Raw genomic sequence first — 25,130 nt, 5'->3', positions numbered from 1 at the left:
GGGCATTAATTGATGAAAGAAACTACTCATGGAGAGAAAATGAACGATTTGCTGAGGCTTGTAGCCCCGGGGACGCATTTTCGCGACGGGCTGGAGAATGTTTTGCGGGCGAAGACCGGCGGGTTGATCGTTGTCGGCTACAGCCCTGAGGTGATGGAGGTCGTCGAAGGGGGCTTCTCCATCAACTGTGATTTCTCCCCAAACTATCTTTATGAACTGGCAAAGATGGATGGAGCGATCATTCTCAGCGAAGATTTGAAACGGATTTTGTATGCGAACACTCAACTGATTCCGGATTCCTCGATTGCTTCCGCAGAGACCGGGATTCGACACCGCACGGCGGAACGGGTCGCCAAGCAGACAGGGAAGCTGGTCGTGTCTATTTCGCAGCGGCGTAATATCATCACCCTGTACCAAGGAGGATTACGTTATGCCCTGAAGGAAATCGGTGTTATCCTGACGAAGGCCAATCAGGCTATTCAGACATTGGAGAAGTATCGTGCCGTGTTGAACCAGGCTCTTACCAACCTGACGGCATCCGAATTTGAGGAATTGGTCTCCTTGCCCGAGGTCATCAATGTCATTCAGCGGGTGGAAATGGTCATCCGGATCAAACTGGAGATTAAGCGGTTTATCAATGAATTGGGTACGGAAGGCCGGTTGATCAGCATGCAGATGGAGGAACTGGTCAGCAACATGGAGGAAGAGGCCTGGCTGCTGTACAAGGATTATGCCAAGGAAGGCCATGATGAGGCCATTCGAGAGATTATTCTCGGTCTCAAGCGTTCTACCGATGATGAATTGCTGGACGATGTTCACATCACGAAGCTGCTGGGGTATCCATCCTCGGCGGCGACCTCAGAGGAATTGATCTCGCCACGGGGCTACCGGGTGCTGAACAAGATACCGCGGCTGCCCAATGTCATCATCCATAATCTGGTGGAACGGTTCGAGGAATTGCCCCGGGTAATGATGGCCAGCATTGAGGAATTGGATGAAGTAGACGGAATTGGAGAGGTTCGTGCCCGCGCGATCAAGGAAGGGCTCAAGCGTCTTCAAGAGCAAGTGTTCATTGACAGACAAATTTAAATCACCTATCATCAATGGATGGTTAATGAATATTTATTCGAGGTGAAGAGATGATTACGAAGTCAATTCCAAGTCTGTTCACGTTAGGAAACATGGTTCTCGGCATGCTGGCTATCATTTTGGCGACAGAGGAACGCTTTAGTTTGGCTGCCATTATGGTTATCGTCGCCATGCTGCTGGATGGTCTGGATGGACGGGTGGCAAGGGCGCTTAATGCCCAAAGCGAATTCGGCAAAGAACTGGATTCCTTATCGGACATCATTTCGTTTGGGATTGCTCCCGCTTTGATTATGTATCTGATTTCCTTTCATAGCATTCCCATGGGAATGGCTTGGGCCGTGACGGCGATTTTTCCGCTTTGCGGAGCACTGAGATTAGCCCGGTTTAACGTTCAGAAGGAAACGCCCGGATACTTTATTGGCTTGCCTATTCCTGCAGCCGGAGGTGTGCTGGCTACCTTATCGCTGTTTTACCAGGAATTTACGGCTCCCTATTTTGTAGTATCGATGCTTCTGCTCTCTTATTTGATGATTAGCACCGTTAAATATCCTAACTTCAAGAAGATCGGCTTGCCGAAAAGGGCCGTGGCGTACGCACCGCTGGTGGTTATTTTTGCCGTAGTCATTGCGGTGATTTTTCCCGATCAAATGGCCAAACTCATCTTTATCCCATTAGTGGTCTATGCGTTGTACGGATTTAATCAGAACATAAAGCGCCTGGTTCGCCGCAAACGTCGGCAAGATGACAAAACGGATGAAGAAGAGGGGTATCACTCCAAACGCTGATTGCTCTTTTTGCCGTCAGGTTTATCCGCAGATTTTACATGGTCATGATCATAAAAAGCCTAAAAAAGGCATGATCTTCCCACAGGGGAAAAGATCGATGCCTTTTTGGTATGTTCTTTAATGTCCGGCAAGCTCTTACGACAGATTAAACAGACCCAGTGTGGCACATTTCTGCGATTCCTGCTCCATAATTTCTTGCATATCGATGTCCAGCAGGTTGCAGAGGGCCGACATATAGAAAAGGTTGCGTCCAAGCTCAGCCGCAATAGCATCCCGGCAATTCTCGCAAAGCTCGCCCTGCACATGCTTGGCGATGGTCTCCTTGGCTTGTTCTAAATCCAGACCGGGCTCAAAATCCTGCCTGGTTGCATGCAATTCGATGCACCCGCATTCCGTCACAGACTTGGTCACTGAACGAACGGCCGAGGCATTGGTTTGTCCCATTTTGGACAGGACATCTAGCAGACTGCGGTGACGGAGCAACAATTCAGACACTTGTTCTTGAAAAGATTGAAGGCTTGGTGCACTCATTTTCCATCCACCTCAATATTATGAATTGAGTTCATTATATTCCACCTATTCCTCCGATATCAACCTGAAATGCCATAACATGAGCGGCTCTTGCGGCTTCTGCCTATTTTTTCGTCAAAAAAGTTAGGCCTTCTCCGATTATGTATCCAATATTTGGTTCATACTGGCTAAAGAAAATACTTATTCAGGAGGTGGAGAAGGGCGTGCTGAAAAAATATTTGCTGATGTTGTCCGGTTTGTTCGGAGCCTGGCTCGGCTATACGACCGGCGGCTTGCTGGGAATTATGCCAGAGGCCTTACAGAACTGGTTCCGTGAGCTGCACCCCGTAGTGGCGAACTTATTATGGGCAGCGGCTGGTGCTTTTCTGTTCTTGTTTCTGTTCTCTTTGGCAGCAGACGTCGTATCTTCCAAAGTAAAATCGTGGGTAGCGGCCTTAACGCAAATTCCAATGAATGAGATGACGGCCGGTGCGGTCGGTCTGACTGCGGGACTTCTTCTTTCTTTAACGGTCTATCCCCTGTTGTCTTGGCTTGGAGATTTGGAAAGCTTGGCCCGGTTTACGGCTTCTGCCTTACTGGGCTACATAGGGCTAAGCGTTGGCTTAGCGAAGAAGGAAGAATTATCCTTGCTCTGGAAGTCGGGAGCTTGGGGAGGAACCGGGGCAGACGAAGAGCACTGGTCGGAGGAACATAAAATTCTGGATACGAGCGTCATCATCGATGGCCGCATTGCAGACATCTGCAAGACGGGATTTATCGAAGGAACGATCGTCATTCCCGAGTTCGTGCTGGAGGAATTGCAGCATATTGCTGACTCTTCGGATTTGTTGAAGCGAAATCGTGGGCGCCGCGGGTTGGATATTCTGAACAAGATTCAGAAGGAACTGGACGTGAAGGTCATGATTTATGAAGGGGACTTTGAGGATATTTCCGAGGTGGACAGCAAGCTGGTCAAGCTGGCGAAGGTGCTCCCGGGAAAAGTGGTGACGAATGATTTCAACCTAAATAAGGTGTGTGAGCTTCAGGGGGTGTCGGTGCTGAACATTAATGATTTGGCCAATGCCGTGAAGCCGGTTGTGCTGCCGGGCGAGGAAATTATGGTTCAGGTGATCAAGGATGGCAAGGAACACGGGCAAGGGGTGGCCTATCTGGACGATGGAACGATGATTGTCGTGGAGGGCGGTCGCGACTATATCGGCAGCATTACGGAGGTGCTGGTCACCAGTGTATTGCAGACCTCGGCGGGACGAATGATTTTTGCCAAGCCAAAACTGTTGGAAAAAGCCCAGTAATTCGGTATGATGGGAGTAAATGCGTCCAGTCGCATTTACTTTCGGGCAAGGGTGAGGCAGAACGTGGAGTTACAAGCAAATGGCGATATTGGAGTCATCGTAGTGGCGGCGGGCCGCGGAACGCGCATGGGCACGGCGGAAAGCAAGCAGTACCTTATGCTGGAGAACAAGCCGGTCATCATTCATACGCTGGAGGCGTTTGACCGCCATCCGCTGATTTCACAAATCGTGCTGGTAACGGGTGAGCAGGATGTGGACCGTTGCAGGGCGTGGATTGCTGAATATGGAATGCGAGGCCAAATAAAAGTTATTTCGGGCGGCGCCGAGCGTCAGCATTCGGTATACCAGGGATTGCTACAGCTTAGCACGCCTTGGGTACTGGTGCATGACGGCGTCCGCCCTTTTGTTGCAGTCGAGCATATTACCGCTTGCTGTAAGGCGGTGAAGGCACATGGTGCGGCCGTGCTGGCCGTACCGGTGAAGGATACGATCAAGCAGGCAGACGGGCAGGAGTGGGTAGTCTCTACCCTGGATCGCCGCCAGCTATGGTCTGTTCAGACCCCGCAGGCTTTCCGCTTGAAGGATTTGCTTGCGGCTCATGAGCAAGCGGAGGCGGAGGGCTTTGTAGGTACGGACGACTCCATGCTGGTGGAACGCCTGGGCATTCGGGTCAAGCTGGTGGAGGGAGATTACCGCAACATCAAGCTGACAACACCTGAGGATTTGGATTATGCGGCTTTTCTTCGTCAGCAGCAGCGCCAGCTATAAGCTAGGGACAGAGACGACTTTTTGAACTACCTCTATAAGTTGAACTAGAATAGACATAAATTTATATATCAGGGAGAGGATTTAGCATATGTTAAAGGTAGGACAAGGCTTTGACGTGCACCAGTTGGTAGAGGACAGGCCGTGCATCATCGGGGGCGTAGAGATTCCTTACGAGAAGGGGCTATTGGGCCATTCCGATGCTGACGTATTGCTTCATGCGATAAGTGATGCCATTTTGGGGGCGTTGGGGCTTGGAGATATCGGACGTCATTTTCCGGATACCGACCCTGCATTCAAGGATGCGGACAGCGTTGTACTTCTGAAGGAGGTTTGGAAGATGGCGGAAGACAGAGGATACAGCATGGGGAATCTTGATGCCACCCTGATTGCCCAGAAGCCTAAAATGGCGCCTTATATCCCGCAAATGGTGGAGGTGATTGCCAGGACACTGGGGACCGAGCCGGAACGGATCAATGTCAAGGCGACCACGACCGAGCAGCTTGGATTCACCGGACGGGGCGAGGGCATTGCGGCACAGTGCATTGTCTGTTTAGTTTCAAATGTGATATCATCATAAACTTGTAAGGTAGTTCAAAAAGTCGTCTTCCCAGGACGAAGCTGTTCGAGAAGTGGATTCGACATCGAATCTTGAATTCAACCGGGACTTCCGTTGCTCACGTACCCACTACGTACGCTCCGCTACTCAGTTCCTGGCTTCATCCAATCGAAAACCCGACTTTTTGAACGTAAACTTGTAGAGGTCACTTGTAGAGGTTGATTAACGGGAGGGATAATCTTGGCAGAAGTTCGGGTGCGTTATGCACCAAGTCCGACGGGTCATTTACATATCGGAAATGCCAGAACGGCGTTATTTAATTATTTGTTTGCCAGACATCATGGTGGGAAGTTTATAATCCGGATCGAGGATACGGACATGAAGCGTAACGTAGCCGGTGGGGAAGAGAACCAGCTTACTTACCTGAAGTGGCTCGGGATCGATTGGGATGAGAGCGTGGATGTCGGGGGGGACTATGGTCCATATCGTCAAACGGAGCGCCTTGATTTGTATCGTCCGCTGGTTCAGGATTTGCTGGACCGTGGGCTAGCTTACCGCTGTTATTGTACGGAAGAAGAATTGGAGAAGGAGCGCGAGGAGCAGGCTGCTCGCGGGGAGACCCCGCGTTATTCCGGCAAGCATCGCAACCTGACTTCAGAGCAGATTGCTGCTTTTGAAGCGGAAGGTCGCCCGTATAGCATTCGCTTCCGTGTACCGGAAGGCCGGACATTTACATTCGACGATCTGGTCAAAGGACCGATCTCTTTCGAGTCTGATGTTAGTGGTGACTTTGTTATCGTCAAAAAGGATGGCATCCCTACCTACAACTTCGCGGTGGTGCTCGACGATCATTTGATGAACATCACTCACGTGCTCCGGGGGGAAGACCATGTCTCCAACACGCCCCGGCAGCTTATGATTTACGATGCCTTTGGCTGGGAGCCGCCGGTATTCGGGCACATGACACTGATTGTGGGGGATAATCACAAGAAGCTGAGCAAACGCGACGAATCGGTTATTCAGTTCCTTGAGCAGTATGATCAGCTTGGATATCTTCCTGAAGCCTTGTTTAATTTCATCGCCTTACTCGGCTGGTCGCCGGAAGGGGAAGAAGAGTTCTTCACCAAGGAAGAATTAATTTCCATTTTTGATGCAAGTCGATTGTCCCGCAGCCCGGCCGTTTTTGACAAGAACAAGCTGGCTCACTTAAATAACCATTACATCAAAAATGCTGATCCGGAACGCATTGCAGCTCTGGCGATTCCGCATCTGCAGAAGGCCGGGCGTCTTCCCGGCGAGTTAAGTTCGGAGCTTGCGGCCTGGGCGAAGGAACTGGTTGCCTTGTACCAGGAACAAATGACCGCAGCTTCGGATATTGTAGAGTTATCCGAGATGTTCTTCCGCAGCGAACTGGAGATAGATGCGGAAGGCGAGGCTATTTTGGGCGACCCTCAGGTTGGAGCAGTGCTTGGTGCATTTCTGGCCAAGGCTGAGGCCCTGGCTAACTTCGATGCAGAACACATAGCCGCAGCGATCAAAGAAGTGCAGAAGGAGACCGGCGTAAAGGGCAAGGGATTGTTCATGCCGATTCGTGTAGCGCTGACAGGGCAAATGCATGGGCGGGATCTGAACAAAACCCTCCATCTATTGGGCCGTGATAAAGTCATAGCTCGTCTGCAAGCTCGGATGGCCGCATTGTAAGCGAGAGTTGGAACCCTTGGCAAATCAGGCTTGTCAGTTGCATGGCCTTTAGGTAATATAAAGGCAGTACATCATTATGATATTCAGAGGCCGCCGCTTAGGCCGCCTTCTTATAGGCATAGATCGGGAGAAGTACACCAGTAGAGCCGTATCAACCAGAGAGGATAACCGGGGACCCTTCGGTGCGGACCGCCACGAGGACATCCAGGCTGAGAGTTATCCGGATATGGAGCTGGGGGAAATGCGCCCGGGAGCCGCGGATGCGAGCACGTGCATGAAGCGCGAGGTAGTATCCGCCGTTTCGTCCGCGTTAAGGACGTAAGAGAGAGGGAACTTGGCCACAGGCCTGATTCCGTCCAAAGCAAAGTGGAACCGCGTCATCAGGATGCCTTTGCAGCGATAGCTGCAAGGGCATTCTTTTTTTGAATGAAGGCGGGCAAGAAGGTGGGGGAGACGATGTTTAAAACGATCAAATCCGATATTCAGGCCGTCTTTGACAATGACCCGGCGGCCAGAAGCTGGTTTGAGGTAATTTTCACCTATTCCGGCCTGCATGCCATTTGGAACCACCGGATTGCGCATTTCTTTTATCGTCGGCGCTGGTTTACGATTGCACGCATGATTTCACAGGCCAGCCGCTTTATGACGGGCATCGAGATTCATCCGGGGGCGCAAATCGGCAATCGCTTGTTCATCGACCACGGCATGGGGGTCGTGATCGGGGAAACTTGCGAAATAGGCGATGATGTGGTTATCTATCAGGGAGTCACGCTTGGCGGCAGCGGAAAAGAAAAGGGGAAGCGTCATCCGACCGTCGGCGATAATGTGGTGATTGGTTCTGGAGCCAAGGTGCTTGGCTCGTTCAAAATTGGCGACCAGGCCAATATCGGGGCCAATTCGGTTGTACTGAAGGAGGTGCCCGCGGGGAGTACCGTGGTTGGCATTCCGGGCAAAGTCGTGCGCCAGCATGGCAAGCGTCTGGATCGGCTCGATCATCAACTGCCCGATCCCGTGGTCGATACGATGCGCGAGATGCATCGTGAAATCGAGCAGTTACGTAACGAAATCCTGGAATTGAATCAGCGGCTTCGCAAGGAAGCTCCCAGCGAGAAATAAAAAGGCATAGCCGGTGAAGACTCTTGAAATTTACACTGAAAGGAACATTAATTTATGGCATTAAATATCTATAACACCCTTACCCGCAAGAAGGAAGAGTTTGTCAGTCTGAACCCGGGGGAAGTGAATATGTACGTCTGCGGGCCGACGGTTTACGGGTATATCCATATCGGGAATGCACGGCCTATGATTTTCTTTGACGTGGTCCGCAGCTATTTGGAGAATCTACAATACAAAGTGAATTATGTGGTTAACTTTACGGATGTCGATGATAAATTGATTCGCAAGGCGGAAGAGATGAATACAACGGTTCCCGAGGTGGCCGAGATGTTCATTCAGGCGTATTATGAGGATTTGGATGGGCTTGGAATTCCTCGTGCTACCGCTAATCCGCGGGTGACGGATAATATGAATGTGATTATCGATTTTATCCGTGACCTGGAGCAAAAGGGATATGCTTACGAGCGCGGAGGAGATGTATTTTACCGTACTCACAAATTCTCCGAATATGGCAAGTTATCCGGTCAAAATATCGGCGAGCTGCAATTTGGTATTCGCATTGATGTTGATGATCGCAAGGAAAGTCCGGAGGATTTCGTGCTATGGAAAGCGGCCAAACCCGGTGAGATTCACTGGAGCAGCCCTTGGGGAGAAGGGCGGCCGGGCTGGCATATCGAATGCTCGGCGATGTCCCGGCAATTGCTGGGGGACACTTTGGATATCCATGGCGGGGGCCAGGACTTGCAGTTCCCGCACCATGAGTGTGAGGTGGCTCAATCCGAGGCGGTTACCGGCAAGCCGCTGGCCAACTACTGGATGCACAACGGGTATATTAATATCGGCGGGGAGAAGATGTCGAAGTCGCTTGGCAATGGTATTCTGGTCAAGGATTTGCGTACCCGGTATAAGCTGGAAGCCATTCGCTATTTTATGTTATCAACTCACTACCGCAATCCGCTGAATTTTACCGAGGAGATCATGCAGCAGGCGGAGCGGAGCGTGGAGCGAATCAGTAATGCAGTGAACAATCTGCGCCATCGTCTTGGTGCTGCCTTCCAGAGCGGCGGTGAGCAGGCGACGCCGGAATGGCAGGCCAAGATGGAGACGGTACGCAAGTTGTTCCATGCGAAAATGCAGGACGACTTCAACACACCGGATGCCATTACGGCGGTCTTCGAGTGGGTGAGTGAAGTGAACACGCTGCTGCAACAGCCCGTAGTCAGCCGGGGTGAGCTTGAAGCAGCACTCGCGCTGTTTGAGGAAATGAACAGTGTGCTCCGGATTGCCTTGCCACCCGAAACAGAACTGCCCAATGAGGAGATCGAGGCGCTGATTGCCGAACGGAACGAAGCGCGCAAGGCCAAGAATTGGGCTCGCGCCGATGAGATCCGCGATCTGCTCGATGAGCGCGGCATCGTGCTTGAGGATACGCCGCAAGGTATGAGATGGCGGCGCAAATGAGCGGGCCTAACCGGGACAGCAGCGGAGTACCTGCAGCCAGTCAGCCCGCAGAAGCCAGCCAGCAGGCAGAAGGCGGCCTGCTGGCGCTGGAAGCCGCTGCTGGCGGCAGCTCGCCAGCCAGCGGCGGCGAGAATACGCCGGAGCCGGGTGCCTTGTCGCCGCTTTGGTTCCCCGACGCGCCCTCCAAGCCGGCGCGGCTTCTGCCTCCGCTTGCGCTTGCCTACATCGGCGACGCCGTGTATGAGGTAGCCGTGCGTCAGCACGTGATGGCCCGCCTGAACCTGCGGCCCCATCATCTGCATGGCGAGTCAACGAAGTATGTCTCGGCCAAGGCGCAAGCGCAATTGCTGGCCTTGGTGGAGCCGCTGCTCACGGAAGCCGAGAAGGATGTCGTGCGCCAGGGGCGCAACGCCAAATCGGGCACCATACCCAAGAATGCCAGTGTGCAGGACTATCGTCAGGCGACGGCCTTTGAAAGCCTGATCGGCTTTCTTTATTACAACGGGCAGCATGACCGGCTTCGTTTGTTGATTGCGCAAGGCTTCGCTCATTTGGAGGATAATCGCAAATCGTAGCAATATATTATAATTGGAGCATGAAGCAGAGTGAAGCTCCTCAGGAGGACTTACATGGAGGAACAAGAATGGATTGGCGGTAAGCATTCGCTGCTTGAAGCGCTGAATGCCGGACGAACCATCAATAAAATATGGGTGGCTGAGGGGGCGCAGAAGCACCTGACTCAGCCGATTGTGGCCGAAGCGAAGAAGCATGGCATTGTGGTGCAGTTCGTGGATAAGAGGAAGCTGGATCAGTTGGCCCCGGGCTTGCAGCATCAAGGTGTCGTGGCCCAGGTTGCTCCTTATGCCTATGCCGAGGTGGACGATTTGCTGGCCAAGGCGAAGGAGAGCGATGAAGCGCCGTTCCTGCTGATTTTGGATGAGATCGAGGACCCGCATAATCTGGGCTCGATATTGCGTACAGCGGAGTGCACGGGAGTACACGGTGTTATCATTCCGAAGCGTCGTTCTGCCGCTGTTACTGCAACGGTGTCCAAGACCTCGGCGGGGGCAGTGGAGTATGTTCCTGTGGCGCGGGTGACCAATCTGGTACAGACGATGGAACGCTTGAAGGAAGCCGGGATATGGATTGTGGGTACGGATGTGGCTGCCAAGCAGGAGATGTACCAGGGCGGAAATGTGTTGACAGGACCGGTAGCCATCGTCATTGGCAATGAGAATAAGGGCATGGGCCGCTTGGTAAGAGAGACCTGCGATCTGCTGTTAAAGCTGCCGATGAATGGCCGATTGAATTCTCTGAACGCTTCGGTAGCCGCAGGGGTCATTATGTATGAAGCACTGCGCAGACGACGCGCTGAAGGATAAAGGCCATGCGCGATGTGCGCGATGTGCTTTTGGTAGATGGATACAATATGATTGGCGGGTGGCCCGAGCTGTTCGAATTGTCTCAGCGGAATTTGCAGGAGGCGCGAGACCGGCTGCTGGAGCGCCTGGCCGATTACCAGGCCTTTTCCGGCAGGAAGATTATCGTCGTTTTTGATGCCTACCGGGTACCGGGACTGGGCAAATCCTACACTCAGAATAAGGTGGAGATGGTCTTCACCAAGGAGAAGGAGACAGCGGACGAGTGCATCGAACGCTTGGTCAGCGAGCTCAGCCACCGAAGACGCCAGATTTACGTTGCTACCAGCGATATGGTAGAACAGCATGTGATTTTCGGCCAAGGGGCTTTACGTATTTCTGCTCGCGAATTGCTGATTCAGGTGGAGCAAAGCGAGAAAGAAATCCAAGCCCAAATCGCCAAGCGGAGCGAGACCTCCAGCCGTAATACCCTGGACTCGAAGCTGAGTCCGGAACAGCGGCAGTTCCTCGAACGCTGGCGAAGACAATAGTGCTGAAAACCTGACTTTTTGAACATATATTTTGAAGCAATGAACATATCTTTTTAACCAATGATTTGAAACTCACAAAAATAGGTTAATCTCTTAGACTCCTCCTAAATGCCCTTGACAAAGCTTGTCTTTACATCTTTTGGTACTTTTGCGGTTGACGCTAATATGCAGCTTCATATATACTGTTCGTATTACTTGACTGAGTGACGGAGTACGGTGCGTTGCAGCCGGAGGGATTTAATGGTGAGTGTCAAACTCGAATTATGGGTAAGGTTTGACTATGAGATCCAAAATGACGAAGATATTGTCGAAGCGGTTCGCCAGGGTGATAGTGAAGCACTGGAATACCTAATCAACAAATATCGCAGTTTTGTGCGCGCCAAAGCCAGATCCTACTTCCTGATCGGTGCGGATCGAGAGGATATTATTCAGGAGGGCATGATCGGTCTTTATAAATCGATCCGAGACTTTCGGGGGGACAAGCAATCATCCTTCAAGGCCTTTGCCGAGCTTTGCATAACCAGACAGATCATTACCGCGATCAAGACGGCGACAAGGCAAAAGCATATTCCGCTTAATTCCTATGTATCTCTGGACAAGCCGATTTACGATGAGGATTCCGACCGGACATTGCTTGATGTCATCTGTGGCACCCAAGTGAGTGACCCGGAAGAGCTGATCATTAACCAGGAGGAATTTACGGGGCTTGAGGACAAAATGTCCGAGATTCTCAGCGATCTGGAGCGAAAGGTTCTGATGCTGTACCTGGATGGACGCTCATACCAGGAAATTGCGGTGGACTTGAGTCGCCATGTAAAGTCGATTGATAATGCCTTGCAGCGGGTAAAACGCAAGCTGGAACGCTATCTGGAAGTGCGAGATGGCAGCAGCAGTATTTAAATATCAGCTCGAATGACCGGGTTGGCCTGCTAATAGGCCGCCCTTTTTTTACCACTTTTCTAGGGGTGCAACTACATGGCGAGAATGGCTGAAACTCGCTTGGAGCAAGCGCTGGCCGGGGATGGGGTAAGAGGTCTCTCTTTACATAAGCAGCAGCTATTGTCAGTCTTGCGGGTTTATCTTCCAAAATAGTGAGTTATACTATAATTAATCGAAGAGTAGATATGATGTTTCGTTGACACGGTGGAACCCATATGATAAAGTGTTTTAGGTAGGCCTAATTTTGTGTTCTCTTTTTTAGGTGAACACAGAGGCTTAGGTCAATATAGAGACGCTCATTTAGAATGTCTTCGGGAGGTGCACATCATGCGGGTAATCATTACGTTGGCTTGTACGAACTGCAAACAAAGAAACTACACGACAACGAAAAACAAGCGTAACCACCCCGACCGCATGGAGATGAAGAAATTTTGCAAGTTCTGTAACGAGCAAGTTCCTCATCGCGAAACCAGATAGTCTTTGGAGGTGTAATCGCGCGTGAAACGTAGCTTCAAGTCGTTGTTTTCTTTTTTCTCTGAGAGCTGGGCTGAGCTTAAAAAGGTTCGCTGGCCTAATCGTAAAGAGCTGACTAATTACACGCTGATTGTGCTGGGTACAATTACCGTTGTCGCGATTTATTTTTGGGTTCTGGACATTGGCATCTCTGCTGTGATCGAAGCGATAATTTAAGAAGGGTCCTTAGGTGGCTTGATATGGAAAAAAGATGGTATGTCGTTCATACCTATTCCGGGTATGAGAACAAAGTCAAAGCCAATTTGGAAAAGCGCGTCGAGTCCATGGGCATGGAAGACAAGATATTCCGCGTTCTTGTTCCTATGGAAGAAGAAGTGGTAAACAAGGACGGTAAGAAGAAGACCGTCATGCGTAAAGTTTACCCCGGTTATGTCTTGGTGGAAATGATCCAAACCGACGACTCTTGGTATGTTGTTCGCAATACGCCGGGGGTTACCGGGTTTGTTGGCTCCACGGGCTCCGGTTCCAAGCCTACGCCTTTGCTTCCTGAAGAAGTGGAGCAAATTTTGGCGCATATGGGTATGGAAGAGCCGAAGCCGGTGATTGAATTCGAGCTCAAGGAATCCGTACGCATCAAGGTTGGCCCGTTTGCCGATTTCGTCGGCTCGATCGAGGAAATTTTGACAGACAAGAGCAAGGTCAAGGTTCACGTCAACATGTTTGGACGAGAAACCCCGCTTGAACTGGATTACACTCAAGTGGAAAAAATATAAGAAATTGCTCGAAAAATCAGATTGATTGTTTGAGCTGCTTCTAAAGGTTTCTTAGGGTTTAAGTGGGAGGGGCCACAGGTTCCGTCTACCACAATTTGGGCAAGGAGGTGTTTTACATGGCGAAAAAAGTTATCAAAGTGGTAAAACTGCAAATTCCTGCAGGTAAAGCGAACCCTGCACCTCCGGTAGGTCCGGCGCTGGGTCAAGCGGGTGTCAACATCATGGCATTCTGTAAGGAATTCAACGCACGTACCGCCGATCAAGCAGGTTTGATTATCCCGGTTGAAATTTCGGTGTTTGAAGACCGTTCCTTTACGTTCATCACCAAAACTCCACCGGCAGCCGTTCTGCTTCGCGTAGCAGCGAAGATCGAGAAAGGTTCCGGCGAACCGAACAAGAAGAAAGTAGCTACCGTGAATCGCGACACTGTTCGTCAAATCGCGGAGCAAAAAATGCCTGACCTTAACGCAGCTTCTGTTGAAGCGGCTATGCGTATGGTTGAAGGTACTGCTCGCAGTATGGGCATCACAATCCAAGACTAATCTTGGAGCAAGGGTGGAGTGAATCTACCCCTTGATGAATGGCTATGAGGCGTTAATGCGTCGACATAGAGTTCATCTTCAAAGTGGGAGGAATTTCCGCTAATACCACGAAGGAGGACGAATTTAATGGCTAAACACGGTAAAAAATACCTTGAAGCTGCTAAGCTGATCGACAGCGAAGCAACATATGAGCCTGCTGAAGCCGTTGGGCTGGTAAAGAAGGCAGCGAGTGCTAAATTCGACGAAACCGTTGAAGCAGCAGTTCGTTTGGGTGTAGACCCTCGTAAACAAGACCAAGCTGTTCGTGGCGTAGTTGTTCTGCCGCACGGCACTGGTAAAACACAACGTGTTCTGGTATTTGCCAAAGGCGATAAGGTGAAGGAAGCGGAAGCGGCCGGAGCTGACTATGTAGGCGATCAGGACATGATTAACAAAATCCAACAAGGCTGGTTCGAGTTTGATGTGTGCGTAGCTACACCGGACATGATGAGTGAAGTTGGTAAACTCGGTCGTTTGCTCGGGGGTAAAGGTCTTATGCCTAACCCGAAAGCAGGTACAGTTACGTTTGACGTAGCTAAAGCCGTTCAAGAAATCAAAGCAGGTAAAATCGAGTATCGCTTGGATAAAGCAGGTCAAATTCATGCGCCAATCGGTAAAGTATCCTTTACTGAAGAGCAATTGAACGAGAACCTTAAGGCTCTCGTTGACGCATTGAACCGGGCTAAACCGGCTGCTGCCAAAGGCGTATACTTGAAGAATATTGCGATTTCTTCGACCATGGGCCCTAGCGCTCGCGTAAATGCAGCTTCTTACAGATAAGATCCTCTTCTATCTTTCGAGAGAAAAGGGATTGACATCCAGGGTTTTCCCTTGGTATACTGTAAAAGTTGTTTTTCATGTGAGACTTAAATAAGAATATGCTTACCGTAGACAGTAGGTGCGCAAGCTTAATTTCCTACCGAGGTGTTGTGATAGAACGTCTATATGGCAGTTTTACTGCGTGTGATGTATATCGAGCCTTCGTGATTCTACGGAGGCTTTTTTTAATGATTAAGAAGGCTCATGTAATCTAATAGGAGGTGTAAAGTTTGGCAAACGCAAAAGTCATTCAAGCAAAACAAGAAGCCGTTGAAGTAGTAACGTCGAAATTGCGCGAAAGCGCGACGACTGTTGTTGCCGACTATCGCGGTTTGAATGTTGCTCAAGTTACTGAACTCCGCAAGCAGCTTCGTGAAGCTGGCGTGGAATTCCAAGTGCTTAAGAACACGCTTGTTCGCCGTGCAACGGCTGCAGCGGAATTGAGCGAACTGGATGAAGTATTGACGGGTCCTACAGCGATTGCGTTCAGTGCGGAAGATGCTGTTGCTCCGGCTAAAATTCTGAGCGAATTTGCGAAGAAAAACGAAGCTCTGAAGGTAAAAGGTGGCGTGGTTGAAGGCCGTGTGGTTGGCGTAGATCAAATTAATGAACTCGCAAGCCTGCCGTCCCGCGAAGGTCTCCTTTCGATGCTCCTCAGCGTGCTTCAAGCTCCAGTACGCAACTTGGCATTGGCAGTCAAGGCTGTTGCCGAGAAGGAAGAAGGCAGCGCAAGCGCATAAGCTTGCCTTGTCTGGAACAGGCTAGTTGATTCAACAAAACCAATAAATTATTATACAATGGAGGTTCAACCATGAGTAAAGAAACGATCTTGGAAGAAATCAAAGGTATGACCGTTCTTGAACTGAACGAACTTGTTAAAGCAATCGAAGAAGAATTCGGCGTAACTGCAGCAGCTCCAGTTGTTGTAGCTGGCGGTGGCGCAGGCGCAGCAGCAGCTGAAGAACAAAGCGAATTTGACGTAATCCTGACTAGTGCAGGCGGCTCCAAAATCAACGTAATCAAAGTTGTTCGCGAAATCACTGGCCTGGGCTTGAAAGAAGCCAAAGACCTGGTTGATAACGCACCAAAACCACTGAAAGAAAAAGTGGGCAAAGAAGAAGCAGAAGCTGTAAAAGCGAAATTGGAAGAAGCAGGCGCAAGCGTGGAAGTGAAGTAATTCCCTTTTTTCCTACGGCAAACCCCTTGAACTTGATTCAAGGGGTTTGTTTTACTGCTTAAGAGTTTTGAACCGATCCCGATGGGGTGTAAGGAGGTGCACGAATGTCAGATCACTACTATAGTAGTAATCCGAAGGCTGCGCATCAGCGTAAGACCTGGGAGACTGTATTGCGAGGGCAAAACTATCGTTTTATCAGCGATGCGGGGGTGTTTGCCAAAGAAGGCGTTGATTTTGGCAGTCGTACGTTGATTGAGGCGATGAAGATTGCTCCAGCAGCCAAGGTGCTTGATGTGGGCTGCGGTTACGGACCCATTGGACTAACGGCAGCGAGGCTGGCTTCGCAGGGACATGTCACGATGCTTGATGTGAACAGCCGAGCAGTTGAACTGGCAAAAGAGAATGCCGCAGCTAATAAAATTAGCAATGTGACCATTCTTGAAAGCGATCTGTATGCGGCCTTGGATGAGGGACAATATGACATCGTGTTGACTAATCCGCCAATTCGTGCTGGCAAAGCGACGGTATATGCTATTTTTGAAGGAGCTCATGATCGGTTGAAGCCGGGCGGAGCGTTATGGATTGTTATTCAGAAGAAGCAAGGGGCACCGTCAGCCAAAGAGAAGTTAGAATCTTTGTTTGCGTCGGTGGAGGAAGTTGCGAAGGACAAGGGGTATCGAATTTTCAAAGCGATCAAGCAGTAAATGGAACATGTTGACTTGACAAAACTGATATGTTATTATTATAAAATGTCAGCATTAGGATGCCCTCTATGACTTTAGTTGACTGAAATGTCAATAGCTTTGTAAAAACAATGTATAAATGCACATTGTCTTACATATAATATGCACATTTTGGATAAACTAACAGTTATGAGGATATCGGGGCAGAAACGACACGGATAATGATGCTCTTTTTTCGAAAGCATTCGATAAGGGCTTTTCTTTATTTGTGGATGAATCCGTATGGTCCTATTATAAGGTGACCGACACGGGTTGACAATGAATTTTTAAGTGAGTAGACATGAGGGGTGAGTTTAAGTTGGCAGGACATCTTGTTCAATATGGTCGACGCACTCGGCGTAGTTATGCGCGAATTAACGAGATACTCGAAGTTCCGAACCTGATCGAAATCCAACAGAAATCCTATGAGTGGTTCTTGGACGAAGGCCTTCGGGAAATGTTCCAGGATATCTCGCCGATTCAGGATTTCACTGGGAATCTGGTGTTGGAATTTATCGATTACAGCCTGGGCGAACCGAAGTATACGGTGGATGACGCGAAGGAACGCGACGTTACCTATGCGGCGCCGCTGCGGGTGAAAGTCCGGCTCATTAATAAGGAAACCGGCGAAGTCAAAGAGCAGGAAGTGTTCATGGGAGATTTCCCGCTGATGACCGAAACCGGCACCTTTATCATTAATGGTGCGGAACGGGTTATTGTCAGCCAGTTGGTTCGCTCTCCTAGCGTCTATTTCAGCACTAAAGTGGATAAGAACGGCAAGAAGATGTATACCGCGACCGTTATTCCTAACCGTGGAGCATGGCTTGAATTGGAGACGGACGCGAAGGATATCATTTACGTGCGTATTGACCGCACTCGTAAAATCCCGGTAACTGTGCTGCTTCGTGCGCTTGGTTTCGGAACGGATGCCGAGATTCTTGATTTGCTGGGCAACGATGAATATATCCGCAATACATTGGATAAGGACAACACAGATTCGACAGAGAAAGCGCTGATCGAAATCTATGAACGTCTGCGTCCAGGCGAGCCTCCAACACTAGATAATGCAAAGAGTCTACTGGTAGCGCGCTTCTTCGATCCAAAACGTTATGATCTGGCCAACGTAGGCCGTTACAAAATCAATAAAAAGCTGCACATCAAAAACCGTTTGTTCAATCAACGTCTTGCGGAGACTCTGATTGACACGACCACGGGTGAAATTATTGCCGAGGCCGGGCAAATGGTGGATCGCCGTTTGCTGGACGAGATTCTGCCGCTTCTTGAGAGCAATGTCGGATTCAAGGACTACCATGTAGCCGGCGGTGTTCTGGATGCAGATGATGTTCCACTGCAAACCATTGATGTGTTCTCTCCGATTGAAGATGGCAAGGTAGTCAAGGTAATCGCCAACCGTAACATTGATAAAGCGGTGAAGCATATTACCCCTGCTGATATTATCTCTTCAATCAGTTATTTTATTAATCTGTTGCATGGCATCGGCAGCACGGATGATATTGACCATTTGGGCAACCGTCGTTTGCGCTCGGTTGGTGAACTCCTGCAGAACCAGTTCCGTATCGGCTTGTCCCGGATGGAACGGGTTGTTCGCGAGAGAATGTCGATTCAGGACGCTAATGTGATTACGCCGCAGGCGCTGATCAACATACGTCCGGTTATCGCTTCTATTAAAGAGTTCTTCGGCAGTTCACAGCTGTCGCAGTTTATGGACCAAACGAACCCGCTGGCGGAACTGACCCATAAACGTCGTCTGTCTGCGCTGGGTCCCGGTGGTTTGACTCGGGAACGTGCCGGCATGGAAGTGCGTGACGTTCACCCGTCTCACTATGGCCGCATGTGTCCAATCGAGACGCCGGAAGGTCCAAACATCGGTTTGATCAATTCCCTTTCCACCTTTGCACGAATCAATGAATACGGCTTTATTGAAGCGCCGTACCGTTGGGTCGATCCGAAGACAGGAACGGTGACCGATCAAGTCGCTTATCTGACGGCCGATGAGGAAGATAACTATATTATTGCGCAAGCAAACGCAAAGCTTACAGAAAATAATCAGTTTGAAGATGAGTCTGTCATTGTTCGTTACAACAAGCAATCGGACAACATCCTGACCATGCCGAGCAATCGCGTGGATTACATGGATATTTCGCCGAAGCAGGTTGTCTCTGTCGCGACTGCGCTCATTCCGTTCCTGGAGAACGATGACTCCAACCGTGCGCTCATGGGTTCGAACATGCAGCGTCAGGCGGTACCGCTCTTGATCCCTAAGGCTCCGCTGGTTGGAACCGGGATGGAGCATAAATCGGCCAAGGACTCCGGTGTTTGTATCGTATCCAAACACGATGGCATCGTAGAACGCTCGGCAGCCAATGAAATTTGGGTGCGCCGCGTGGAAGTGATCGATGGCAAGGAAGTCAAGGGCGACCTAATCAAGCACAAGCTACACAAATTTATGCGCTCTAACCAAGGGACCTGTATCAACCAACGTCCGATCGTGAAGCGTGGAGATGTCATCAAGAAGGGTGACATTCTGGCTGATGGTCCTTCGACGGAAATGGGCGAATTGGCTCTGGGCCGCAACGTTGTCGTAGCGTTTATGACCTGGGAAGGTTACAACTATGAAGATGCGATCCTGCTTAGCGAGAAGCTGGTTAAGGAGGATGTTTACACCTCTATCCATATCGAGGAATATGAATCCGAGGCCCGCGATACGAAGCTGGGACCGGAGGAAATTACTCGGGATATTCCAAACGTCGGGGAAGAAGCGCTTCGCAATCTGGACGAACGCGGTATCATTCGCGTAGGGGCCGAGATTGGCGCTGGCGACATCCTCGTAGGTAAAGTAACGCCGAAGGGTGTAACGGAACTGACGGCGGAGGAACGCTTGCTGCACGCTATTTTTGGTGAGAAGGCCCGCGAAGTTCGCGATACCTCCTTGCGAGTGCCGCACGGAACTGATGGAATCGTCGTCGACGTGAAGGTGTTTACCCGTGATAATGGCGACGAATTGCCGCCAGGCGTGAATCAACTGGTTCGTGTGTACATTGCGCAAAAACGGAAAATCTCCGAAGGTGACAAGATGGCAGGACGCCATGGTAATAAAGGGGTCGTTGCCCGTATCTTGCCGGAAGAAGATATGCCATTCATGCCGGACGGGACACCGGTTCAGGTTGTCTTGAACCCGCTGGGCGTACCTTCACGGATGAATATCGGGCAGGTTCTGGAAATTCATCTGGGTATGGCTGCTTTGAAAATGGGCATCCATGTGGCAACGCCGGTATTTGACGGTGCCAATGAAGAAGATGTCTTCGACACGATGGAAGAAGCCGGAATGCAACGTAACGGTAAAACCATTTTGTATGATGGCCGCACCGGAGAACCGTTTGAACGCGAAGTTACCGTTGGCGTCATGCACATGATCAAGCTGGCACATATGGTTGACGATAAAATCCATGCCCGTTCTACGGGGCCATATTCACTCGTTACGCAACAACCGCTCGGTGGTAAAGCGCAGTTCGGTGGACAACGTTTCGGGGAGATGGAAGTGTGGGCGCTGGAAGCCTATGGCGCCGCTTATACGCTGCAAGAGATTCTTACCGTTAAGTCCGATGATGTGGTTGGCCGGGTGAAAACCTACGAATCCATTGTCAAGGGCGAAAACGTGCCTGAACCGGGCGTGCCTGAATCGTTTAAGGTCTTGATCAAAGAGCTGCAAAGCTTGGGTATGGATGTGAAAATCTTGACTGAAAACGAAGAAGAGATCGAGATGAAGGAAATCGACGACGAGGAAGATGCGTCGGGCGATAAGCTCAGTCTCAATCTGGAAGGTGCGGAAGTCGGAGTAGAATAGAGCGTAACAGTCAAATCAGGACTTGGTTAAGGAGGGATGCTCCTTGTTGGACGTCAACAACTTCGAGTATATGAAAATTGGGCTTGCTTCCCCAGATAAAATTCGTTCTTGGTCCCGCGGAGAAGTAAAGAAACCAGAAACGATTAACTATCGTACATTGAAACCGGAAAAGGAAGGGCTGTTTTGCGAGAAGATTTTTGGCCCAACCAAAGACTGGGAATGTCATTGCGGTAAATATAAACGCGTTCGTTATAAGGGCGTAGTCTGCGACCGCTGTGGCGTTGAGGTAACTCGCGCCAAGGTGCGCCGTGAACGGATGGGACATATTGAACTGGCTGCGCCAGTGTCCCACATCTGGTACTTCAAAGGGATTCCGAGCCGCATGGGCCTTGCGCTTGATATGTCTCCGCGTTCCCTGGAAGAGATCATCTATTTCGCTTCCTATGTTGTAACTGATCCAGGCGAAACACCGCTGGAGAAGAAGCAACTGCTGTCCGAGAAGGAATACCGCAGCTATCGCGAGAAATATGGCTATGGATTTCAAGCCGGTATGGGGGCAGAAGCGGTTAAGAAGCTGCTGCAAGATCTTGATATCGATAAAGAGCTGGAATTTCTGAAGGAAGAGCTGCGCACGGCACAAGGCCAACGCCGCAACCGTGCCATCAAGCGTCTGGAAGTCATTGAAGCGTTTAAAAGCTCAGGCAATGAGCCAGAGTGGATGATCCTCGATGTACTTCCGGTCATTCCTCCGGAATTGCGTCCGATGGTACAACTTGATGGTGGACGGTTCGCTACGTCTGACCTGAACGATTTGTATCGTCGTGTAATTAACCGGAATAATCGTTTGAAGCGGCTTCTGGATCTCGGCGCTCCGGACATCATCGTGCAAAACGAAAAGCGGATGCTGCAAGAAGCCGTAGATGCTTTGATCGATAACGGTCGCCGTGGCCGCCCGGTAACGGGCCCAGGCAATCGTCCGCTCAAATCATTAAGCCACATGCTGAAGGGGAAGCAAGGGCGCTTCCGGCAGAACTTGCTCGGTAAACGGGTTGACTACTCCGGTCGTTCCGTTATCGTTGTAGGTCCTTATTTGAAGATGTACCAATGCGGCTTGCCGAAGGAAATGGCACTGGAGCTGTTCAAGCCTTTCGTGATGAAAGAATTGGTCAACAAAGGCCTGGCTCATAATATCAAGAGTGCAAAACGCAAAGTAGAACGCGTCAGCCCTGAGGTATGGGATGTACTTGAGGAAGTAATCAAGGAGCACCCGGTTCTCTTGAACCGTGCACCTACACTTCACCGTCTCGGTATTCAAGCCTTCGAACCTATTCTGGTGGAAGGTCGGGCTATCCGTTTGCATCCGCTCGTATGTACGGCTTATAACGCCGACTTTGACGGTGACCAAATGGCGGTTCACGTACCGTTATCTGCGGAAGCTCAGGCAGAAGCTCGTATTCTGATGTTGGCCTCTGGGAACATTCTGAACCCGAAAGACGGTAAACCGGTCGTCACGCCTTCGCAGGATATGGTCTTGGGTTCCTACTATCTGACTATGGATAATAAGGAAGCCAAGGGCACTGGCATGATTCTGTCTTCGGTTAACGAGGCGGTATCGGCTTATCAGCGTGGAACAGCTTCATTGCATGCACGTGTTGCGATTCCGGTTAAGGCATTGGGTAAAACCAGCTTTACAGAAGAACAACAATCCGCGATGTTGATTACAACTGTAGGTAAAATTATCTTCAATGAAATTTTCCCTGCCAGCTTCCCGTATATCAACGAAGCTACTCGCGTTAACTTGTTCCAAGGCACGCCTGAACATTACTTTATCTATGATAAAGGGGCTAATGTCAACGAACGCATTATGAATGCACCTCAAGCCAGCGGCGTAGGGAAAGAGTACCTTGGGGAAATCATTGGTCGTTGCTTTGAAATCTACCATACAACGGAAACCTCCGTGATCCTGGACAGAATCAAGCAAACCGGATTTACCTATTCCACTCGTGCCGGTGTTAGTATTGCGGTCTCGGACGTTATCGTGCCGCAAGAGAAGCAGGATATTTTGCATGAATCTGATGAGAAGGTGCGCGTTGTTACGAATCAGTATCGTCGTGGTTTGATCACGAACGAAGAGCGTTATGACCGCGTTATTGATATCTGGTCCAAGTGTAAGGACCAAATTACCGAAGTGCTGATGAAGTCTATGGATCGTTACAACTCCATCATGCTGATGGTTGATTCCAAGGCACGGGGTAACAAATCACAGATTACTCAGCTCGGTGGTATGCGGGGTCTGATGGCGAACCCGGCGGGCCGAATTATCGAGCTCCCGATCAAGTCGAACTTCCGTGAAGGATTGACCGTCCTCGAATACTTCCTCTCCACGCACGGTGCGCGGAAGGGTCTGGCCGATACCGCCCTGCGGACTGCCGACTCCGGTTACCTGACGCGTCGTCTCGTTGACGTAGCGCAAGATGTTATCGTTCGCGAAGAAGATTGTGGTACGGATAAAGGCTTTACGGTCAGCGTCATTCAGGATGGTAAAGAGGTTATTGAAGACTTGTACGACCGTATTGAAGGACGTTATTCCTTTGAAACGATCAAGCATCCGCAAACGGGTGAGATTATCGTTCATCGCAACGAGCTGATTGATTCCGATAAAGCGCATGAGATCGTTGATGCGGGCGTAACCAAACTGCAAATCCGTTCCGTGCTTAGCTGCCGTGCCCGTCATGGTGTCTGCAAGAAGTGCTATGGCCGCAATCTGGCTACTGGCAAGCACGTTGAAATCGGCGAAGCTGTTGGTATTATTGCAGCCCAATCCATCGGTGAACCGGGAACCCAGCTCACGATGCGTACGTTCCATACCGGGGGCGTTGCGGGTGATGATATCACTCAAGGTTTGCCGCGGATTCAAGAGCTTTTTGAAGCGCGGAATCCAAAAGGTCAAGCGACCATCAGTGAACTGGACGGTGTAGTTAAGGAAATTCGCGAAGCCAAGGATCGTCGTGAAATAGAGGTTCAAGGCGAAGCGGAAACGAAAGTATACTCTGTTACTTACGGTTCCCGTCTGCGTGTAAGCGAAGGCGACGAAATCGAAGCGGGCGACGAGTTGACCGACGGTTCTATTGACCCGAAAGAAATATTGCGGATCAAAGGGATTCGCGGTGTACAGAACTACATTTTGCAGGAAGTACAACGCGTATACCGGAACCAAGGGGTAGAAATCAACGACAAGCACGTCGAGGTTATGATTCGCCAAATGCTGCGTAAAATCCGGATCGTGGATGCCGGTGACACATCGCTTCTGCCAGGATCATTCGTGGATCTGTACGAATATGAAGTAGCCAACAAACAGGCTATTTTGTCCAGCAAGGAGCCTGCTGTAGCCAAGCCAGTACTGCTCGGGATTACAAAGGCATCGCTGGAGACCGATTCGTTCTTGTCCGCCGCTTCCTTCCAGGAAACGACGCGGGTGCTTACCGATGCTGCTATTAAAGGCAAGGTCGATAAGTTGCTCGGCTTGAAGGAGAATGTAATCATCGGTAAGCTGATTCCGGCCGGTACAGGTATGAATCGCTACCGTAGTATTCAATTTGAAGAGCCAGAACAGGATAAAAATGCAGAGGAAAGTCTGGAGCCTGTGTCTGTAGAATAGGGGAACCTCAACAACCGCAGGAGACTTTGACATACGTCGAAGTCTCCGTGTTTTTTTACGAGGCTTACCGGATGTAGAAGACGAGAAGGCAATGGTCGTAAGCAGATATGCAGGTTTTAATGCTACCGAACTTAATGATGAAAGGGTGCACGACTATGGACCGCATTAATTTAATTTGTCTTGGAGTTCGGGACATGAAGAAATCGCTTGCCTTTTATCGAGATGGTCTGGGCTTTGTTACCTCTTGTCGGGAGGACAATCCGGGCATCGTATTTTTTCAGAATAAGGGTACCCGTCTGGAACTCTACCCCTTAGAGGAACTGGCACAAGATATCAACAGATCAACGCCTCCTTCTGTCGGTACTGGCTTTTCTGGCATTACTTTGGCTTACAACGCCAAGTCCAAAGAAGAGGTGGATGCTGTCTTCCGCAAAATAGAGAGTATCGGGGGTAAAATCGCCAAACTGCCGGAAACCGTGTTTTGGGGTGGCTATAGCGGATATTTTCAGGATCCCGATGGCTATTATTGGGAAGTGGCTTATGCAGATTCATGGAAATTTGATGAGAATGATATGCTGATTATCGAATAGAACGGGCGTTGTTTTTTTGAAAATACCTCTGAATAATATGCTGTCAATCGTCTGTGAAAATGTCACCTTAACTGTGCTATGAAAATGTCACTTTATTCGTTGGAGCCTCCTGCTTCACCAGGAGGTCTCCGAATAGCTGCTATGCTGTGAATACATAGCATCTTGGAATGAGCTTTGTTTTGTGCTATGGTTAGTTATGGTGTTTACCGTGGATCTCCACGGATGGTTAGGAGCGGGTTTGCGTGGCTGCGCAGAACTCGCTTTTTTTGTTTCCATAGTGGCTGGTATTGGTTTTTCCGTCCTCTTTAAAGGCAAAGCTTGTCC

The 25,130-nt window shown here is 50.0% G+C and carries 24 protein-coding genes, 1 pseudogene and 1 other annotated feature; of the genes and pseudogenes, 23 read left to right on the top strand and 2 right to left on the bottom strand.

The window, feature by feature from the left end:
- The first annotated feature begins 12 nt into the window (after window positions 1-12).
- Both disA and pssA read left to right on the top strand, forming a co-directional pair.
- The gene (gene disA / locus C557_RS0122045) at window positions 13-1,089 is read left to right on the top strand and encodes a DNA integrity scanning diadenylate cyclase DisA (RefSeq protein ID WP_018754023.1); all 1,077 of its coding nucleotides are present in this window, start codon (window positions 13-15) and stop codon (window positions 1,087-1,089) included.
- 50 nt (window positions 1,090-1,139) lie between these two features.
- Window positions 1,140-1,874, top strand: coding sequence for a CDP-diacylglycerol--serine O-phosphatidyltransferase (gene pssA / locus C557_RS0122040; protein ID WP_018754022.1), 735 nt, complete (start codon window positions 1,140-1,142; stop codon window positions 1,872-1,874).
- A gap of 135 nt (window positions 1,875-2,009) precedes the next feature.
- On the opposite strand, the gene C557_RS0122035 is transcribed toward pssA, so the two are convergent.
- Complete coding sequence (locus tag C557_RS0122035; RefSeq protein ID WP_018754021.1) at window positions 2,010-2,405, bottom strand: nucleoside triphosphate pyrophosphohydrolase family protein; 396 nt, start codon at window positions 2,403-2,405, stop codon at window positions 2,010-2,012.
- A gap of 203 nt (window positions 2,406-2,608) precedes the next feature.
- Between C557_RS0122035 and C557_RS0122030 the strand changes: the two genes are divergently transcribed.
- The 21 genes from C557_RS0122030 to C557_RS0121930 all read left to right on the top strand — a co-directional run bounded on the left by C557_RS0122030 (window position 2,609) and on the right by C557_RS0121930 (window position 24,806).
- Window positions 2,609-3,697 carry a PIN/TRAM domain-containing protein gene (locus tag C557_RS0122030; protein ID WP_018754020.1) on the top strand — a complete coding sequence of 363 codons (1,089 nt, stop codon included), beginning with the start codon at window positions 2,609-2,611 and terminating at the stop codon, window positions 3,695-3,697.
- 63 nt (window positions 3,698-3,760) lie between these two features.
- The gene (gene ispD / locus C557_RS0122025) at window positions 3,761-4,465 is read left to right on the top strand and encodes a 2-C-methyl-D-erythritol 4-phosphate cytidylyltransferase (RefSeq protein ID WP_018754019.1); all 705 of its coding nucleotides are present in this window, start codon (window positions 3,761-3,763) and stop codon (window positions 4,463-4,465) included.
- Window positions 4,466-4,553: 88 nt separating this feature from the next.
- Window positions 4,554-5,042, top strand: a complete 489-nt coding sequence (gene ispF, locus C557_RS0122020; protein ID WP_018754018.1) for a 2-C-methyl-D-erythritol 2,4-cyclodiphosphate synthase — start codon at window positions 4,554-4,556, stop codon at window positions 5,040-5,042.
- 216 nt (window positions 5,043-5,258) lie between these two features.
- Entirely contained in the window at window positions 5,259-6,722 is a 1,464-nt protein-coding gene (gltX, locus tag C557_RS0122015; protein ID WP_040677508.1) for a glutamate--tRNA ligase, read from the top strand.
- A 456-nt stretch (window positions 6,723-7,178) separates the two neighbouring features.
- Window positions 7,179-7,838: a serine O-acetyltransferase gene (gene cysE, locus C557_RS0122005; protein ID WP_018754015.1), complete on the top strand. Its 660-nt coding sequence runs from the start codon at window positions 7,179-7,181 to the stop codon at window positions 7,836-7,838.
- 54 nt (window positions 7,839-7,892) lie between these two features.
- The gene (gene cysS, locus C557_RS0122000) at window positions 7,893-9,299 is read left to right on the top strand and encodes a cysteine--tRNA ligase (protein WP_018754014.1); all 1,407 of its coding nucleotides are present in this window, start codon (window positions 7,893-7,895) and stop codon (window positions 9,297-9,299) included.
- Window positions 9,296-9,874, top strand: a complete 579-nt coding sequence (locus tag C557_RS23945) for a ribonuclease III domain-containing protein (protein WP_018754013.1) — start codon at window positions 9,296-9,298, stop codon at window positions 9,872-9,874. The genes cysS and C557_RS23945 overlap by 4 nt, the downstream gene beginning before the upstream one ends.
- A 54-nt stretch (window positions 9,875-9,928) precedes the next feature.
- A complete protein-coding gene (gene rlmB / locus C557_RS0121990) occupies window positions 9,929-10,681 on the top strand; it encodes a 23S rRNA (guanosine(2251)-2'-O)-methyltransferase RlmB (protein WP_018754012.1) in 753 nt (250 codons plus the stop codon).
- 5 nt (window positions 10,682-10,686) lie between these two features.
- On the top strand, window positions 10,687-11,208 hold the full coding sequence (locus C557_RS0121985; protein WP_018754011.1) for an NYN domain-containing protein: 522 nt from the start codon (window positions 10,687-10,689) through the stop codon (window positions 11,206-11,208).
- 240 nt (window positions 11,209-11,448) lie between these two features.
- On the top strand, window positions 11,449-12,108 hold the full coding sequence (sigH, locus tag C557_RS0121980; protein WP_018754010.1) for an RNA polymerase sporulation sigma factor SigH: 660 nt from the start codon (window positions 11,449-11,451) through the stop codon (window positions 12,106-12,108).
- Between the two features lie 366 nt (window positions 12,109-12,474).
- The gene (gene rpmG, locus C557_RS24655; protein ID WP_071784256.1) at window positions 12,475-12,624 is read left to right on the top strand and encodes a 50S ribosomal protein L33; all 150 of its coding nucleotides are present in this window, start codon (window positions 12,475-12,477) and stop codon (window positions 12,622-12,624) included.
- Window positions 12,625-12,645: 21 nt separating this feature from the next.
- Window positions 12,646-12,837, top strand: a complete 192-nt coding sequence (gene secE / locus C557_RS0121975; RefSeq protein WP_009226623.1) for a preprotein translocase subunit SecE — start codon at window positions 12,646-12,648, stop codon at window positions 12,835-12,837.
- 23 nt (window positions 12,838-12,860) lie between these two features.
- The gene (nusG, locus tag C557_RS0121970; protein WP_018754009.1) at window positions 12,861-13,394 is read left to right on the top strand and encodes a transcription termination/antitermination protein NusG; all 534 of its coding nucleotides are present in this window, start codon (window positions 12,861-12,863) and stop codon (window positions 13,392-13,394) included.
- 116 nt (window positions 13,395-13,510) lie between these two features.
- Entirely contained in the window at window positions 13,511-13,936 is a 426-nt protein-coding gene (rplK, locus tag C557_RS0121965) for a 50S ribosomal protein L11 (RefSeq protein ID WP_026263624.1), read from the top strand.
- Window positions 13,937-14,062: 126 nt separating this feature from the next.
- Complete coding sequence (rplA, locus tag C557_RS0121960) at window positions 14,063-14,755, top strand: 50S ribosomal protein L1 (protein ID WP_018754007.1); 693 nt, start codon at window positions 14,063-14,065, stop codon at window positions 14,753-14,755.
- Window positions 14,756-14,842: 87 nt separating this feature from the next.
- Window positions 14,843-14,990 (top strand) — a sequence feature (ribosomal protein L10 leader region).
- 34 nt (window positions 14,991-15,024) lie between these two features.
- Window positions 15,025-15,534, top strand: a complete 510-nt coding sequence (gene rplJ / locus C557_RS0121955) for a 50S ribosomal protein L10 (protein WP_018754006.1) — start codon at window positions 15,025-15,027, stop codon at window positions 15,532-15,534.
- Between the two features lie 71 nt (window positions 15,535-15,605).
- Window positions 15,606-15,971, top strand: a complete 366-nt coding sequence (gene rplL, locus C557_RS0121950) for a 50S ribosomal protein L7/L12 (protein ID WP_018754005.1) — start codon at window positions 15,606-15,608, stop codon at window positions 15,969-15,971.
- 104 nt (window positions 15,972-16,075) lie between these two features.
- Complete coding sequence (locus tag C557_RS0121945; protein ID WP_018754004.1) at window positions 16,076-16,675, top strand: class I SAM-dependent methyltransferase; 600 nt, start codon at window positions 16,076-16,078, stop codon at window positions 16,673-16,675.
- 337 nt (window positions 16,676-17,012) lie between these two features.
- Complete coding sequence (gene rpoB, locus C557_RS0121940) at window positions 17,013-20,558, top strand: DNA-directed RNA polymerase subunit beta (protein ID WP_018754003.1); 3,546 nt, start codon at window positions 17,013-17,015, stop codon at window positions 20,556-20,558.
- 43 nt (window positions 20,559-20,601) lie between these two features.
- Window positions 20,602-24,216, top strand: coding sequence for a DNA-directed RNA polymerase subunit beta' (rpoC, locus tag C557_RS0121935; RefSeq protein WP_018754002.1), 3,615 nt, complete (start codon window positions 20,602-20,604; stop codon window positions 24,214-24,216).
- Between the two features lie 155 nt (window positions 24,217-24,371).
- Window positions 24,372-24,806, top strand: coding sequence for a VOC family protein (locus C557_RS0121930; protein WP_026263623.1), 435 nt, complete (start codon window positions 24,372-24,374; stop codon window positions 24,804-24,806).
- 114 nt (window positions 24,807-24,920) lie between these two features.
- Here the strand turns inward: C557_RS0121930 and C557_RS25790 are convergent.
- A pseudogene (locus tag C557_RS25790) lies at window positions 24,921-25,130 on the bottom strand (ISNCY family transposase); the annotation flags it as partial.

This window comes from Paenibacillus sanguinis 2301083 = DSM 16941 (genome assembly GCF_000374825.1).
GTDB lineage: Bacteria > Bacillota > Bacilli > Paenibacillales > Paenibacillaceae > Fontibacillus > Fontibacillus sanguinis.
This window is presented reverse-complemented; position numbering and strand designations above follow the sequence as displayed.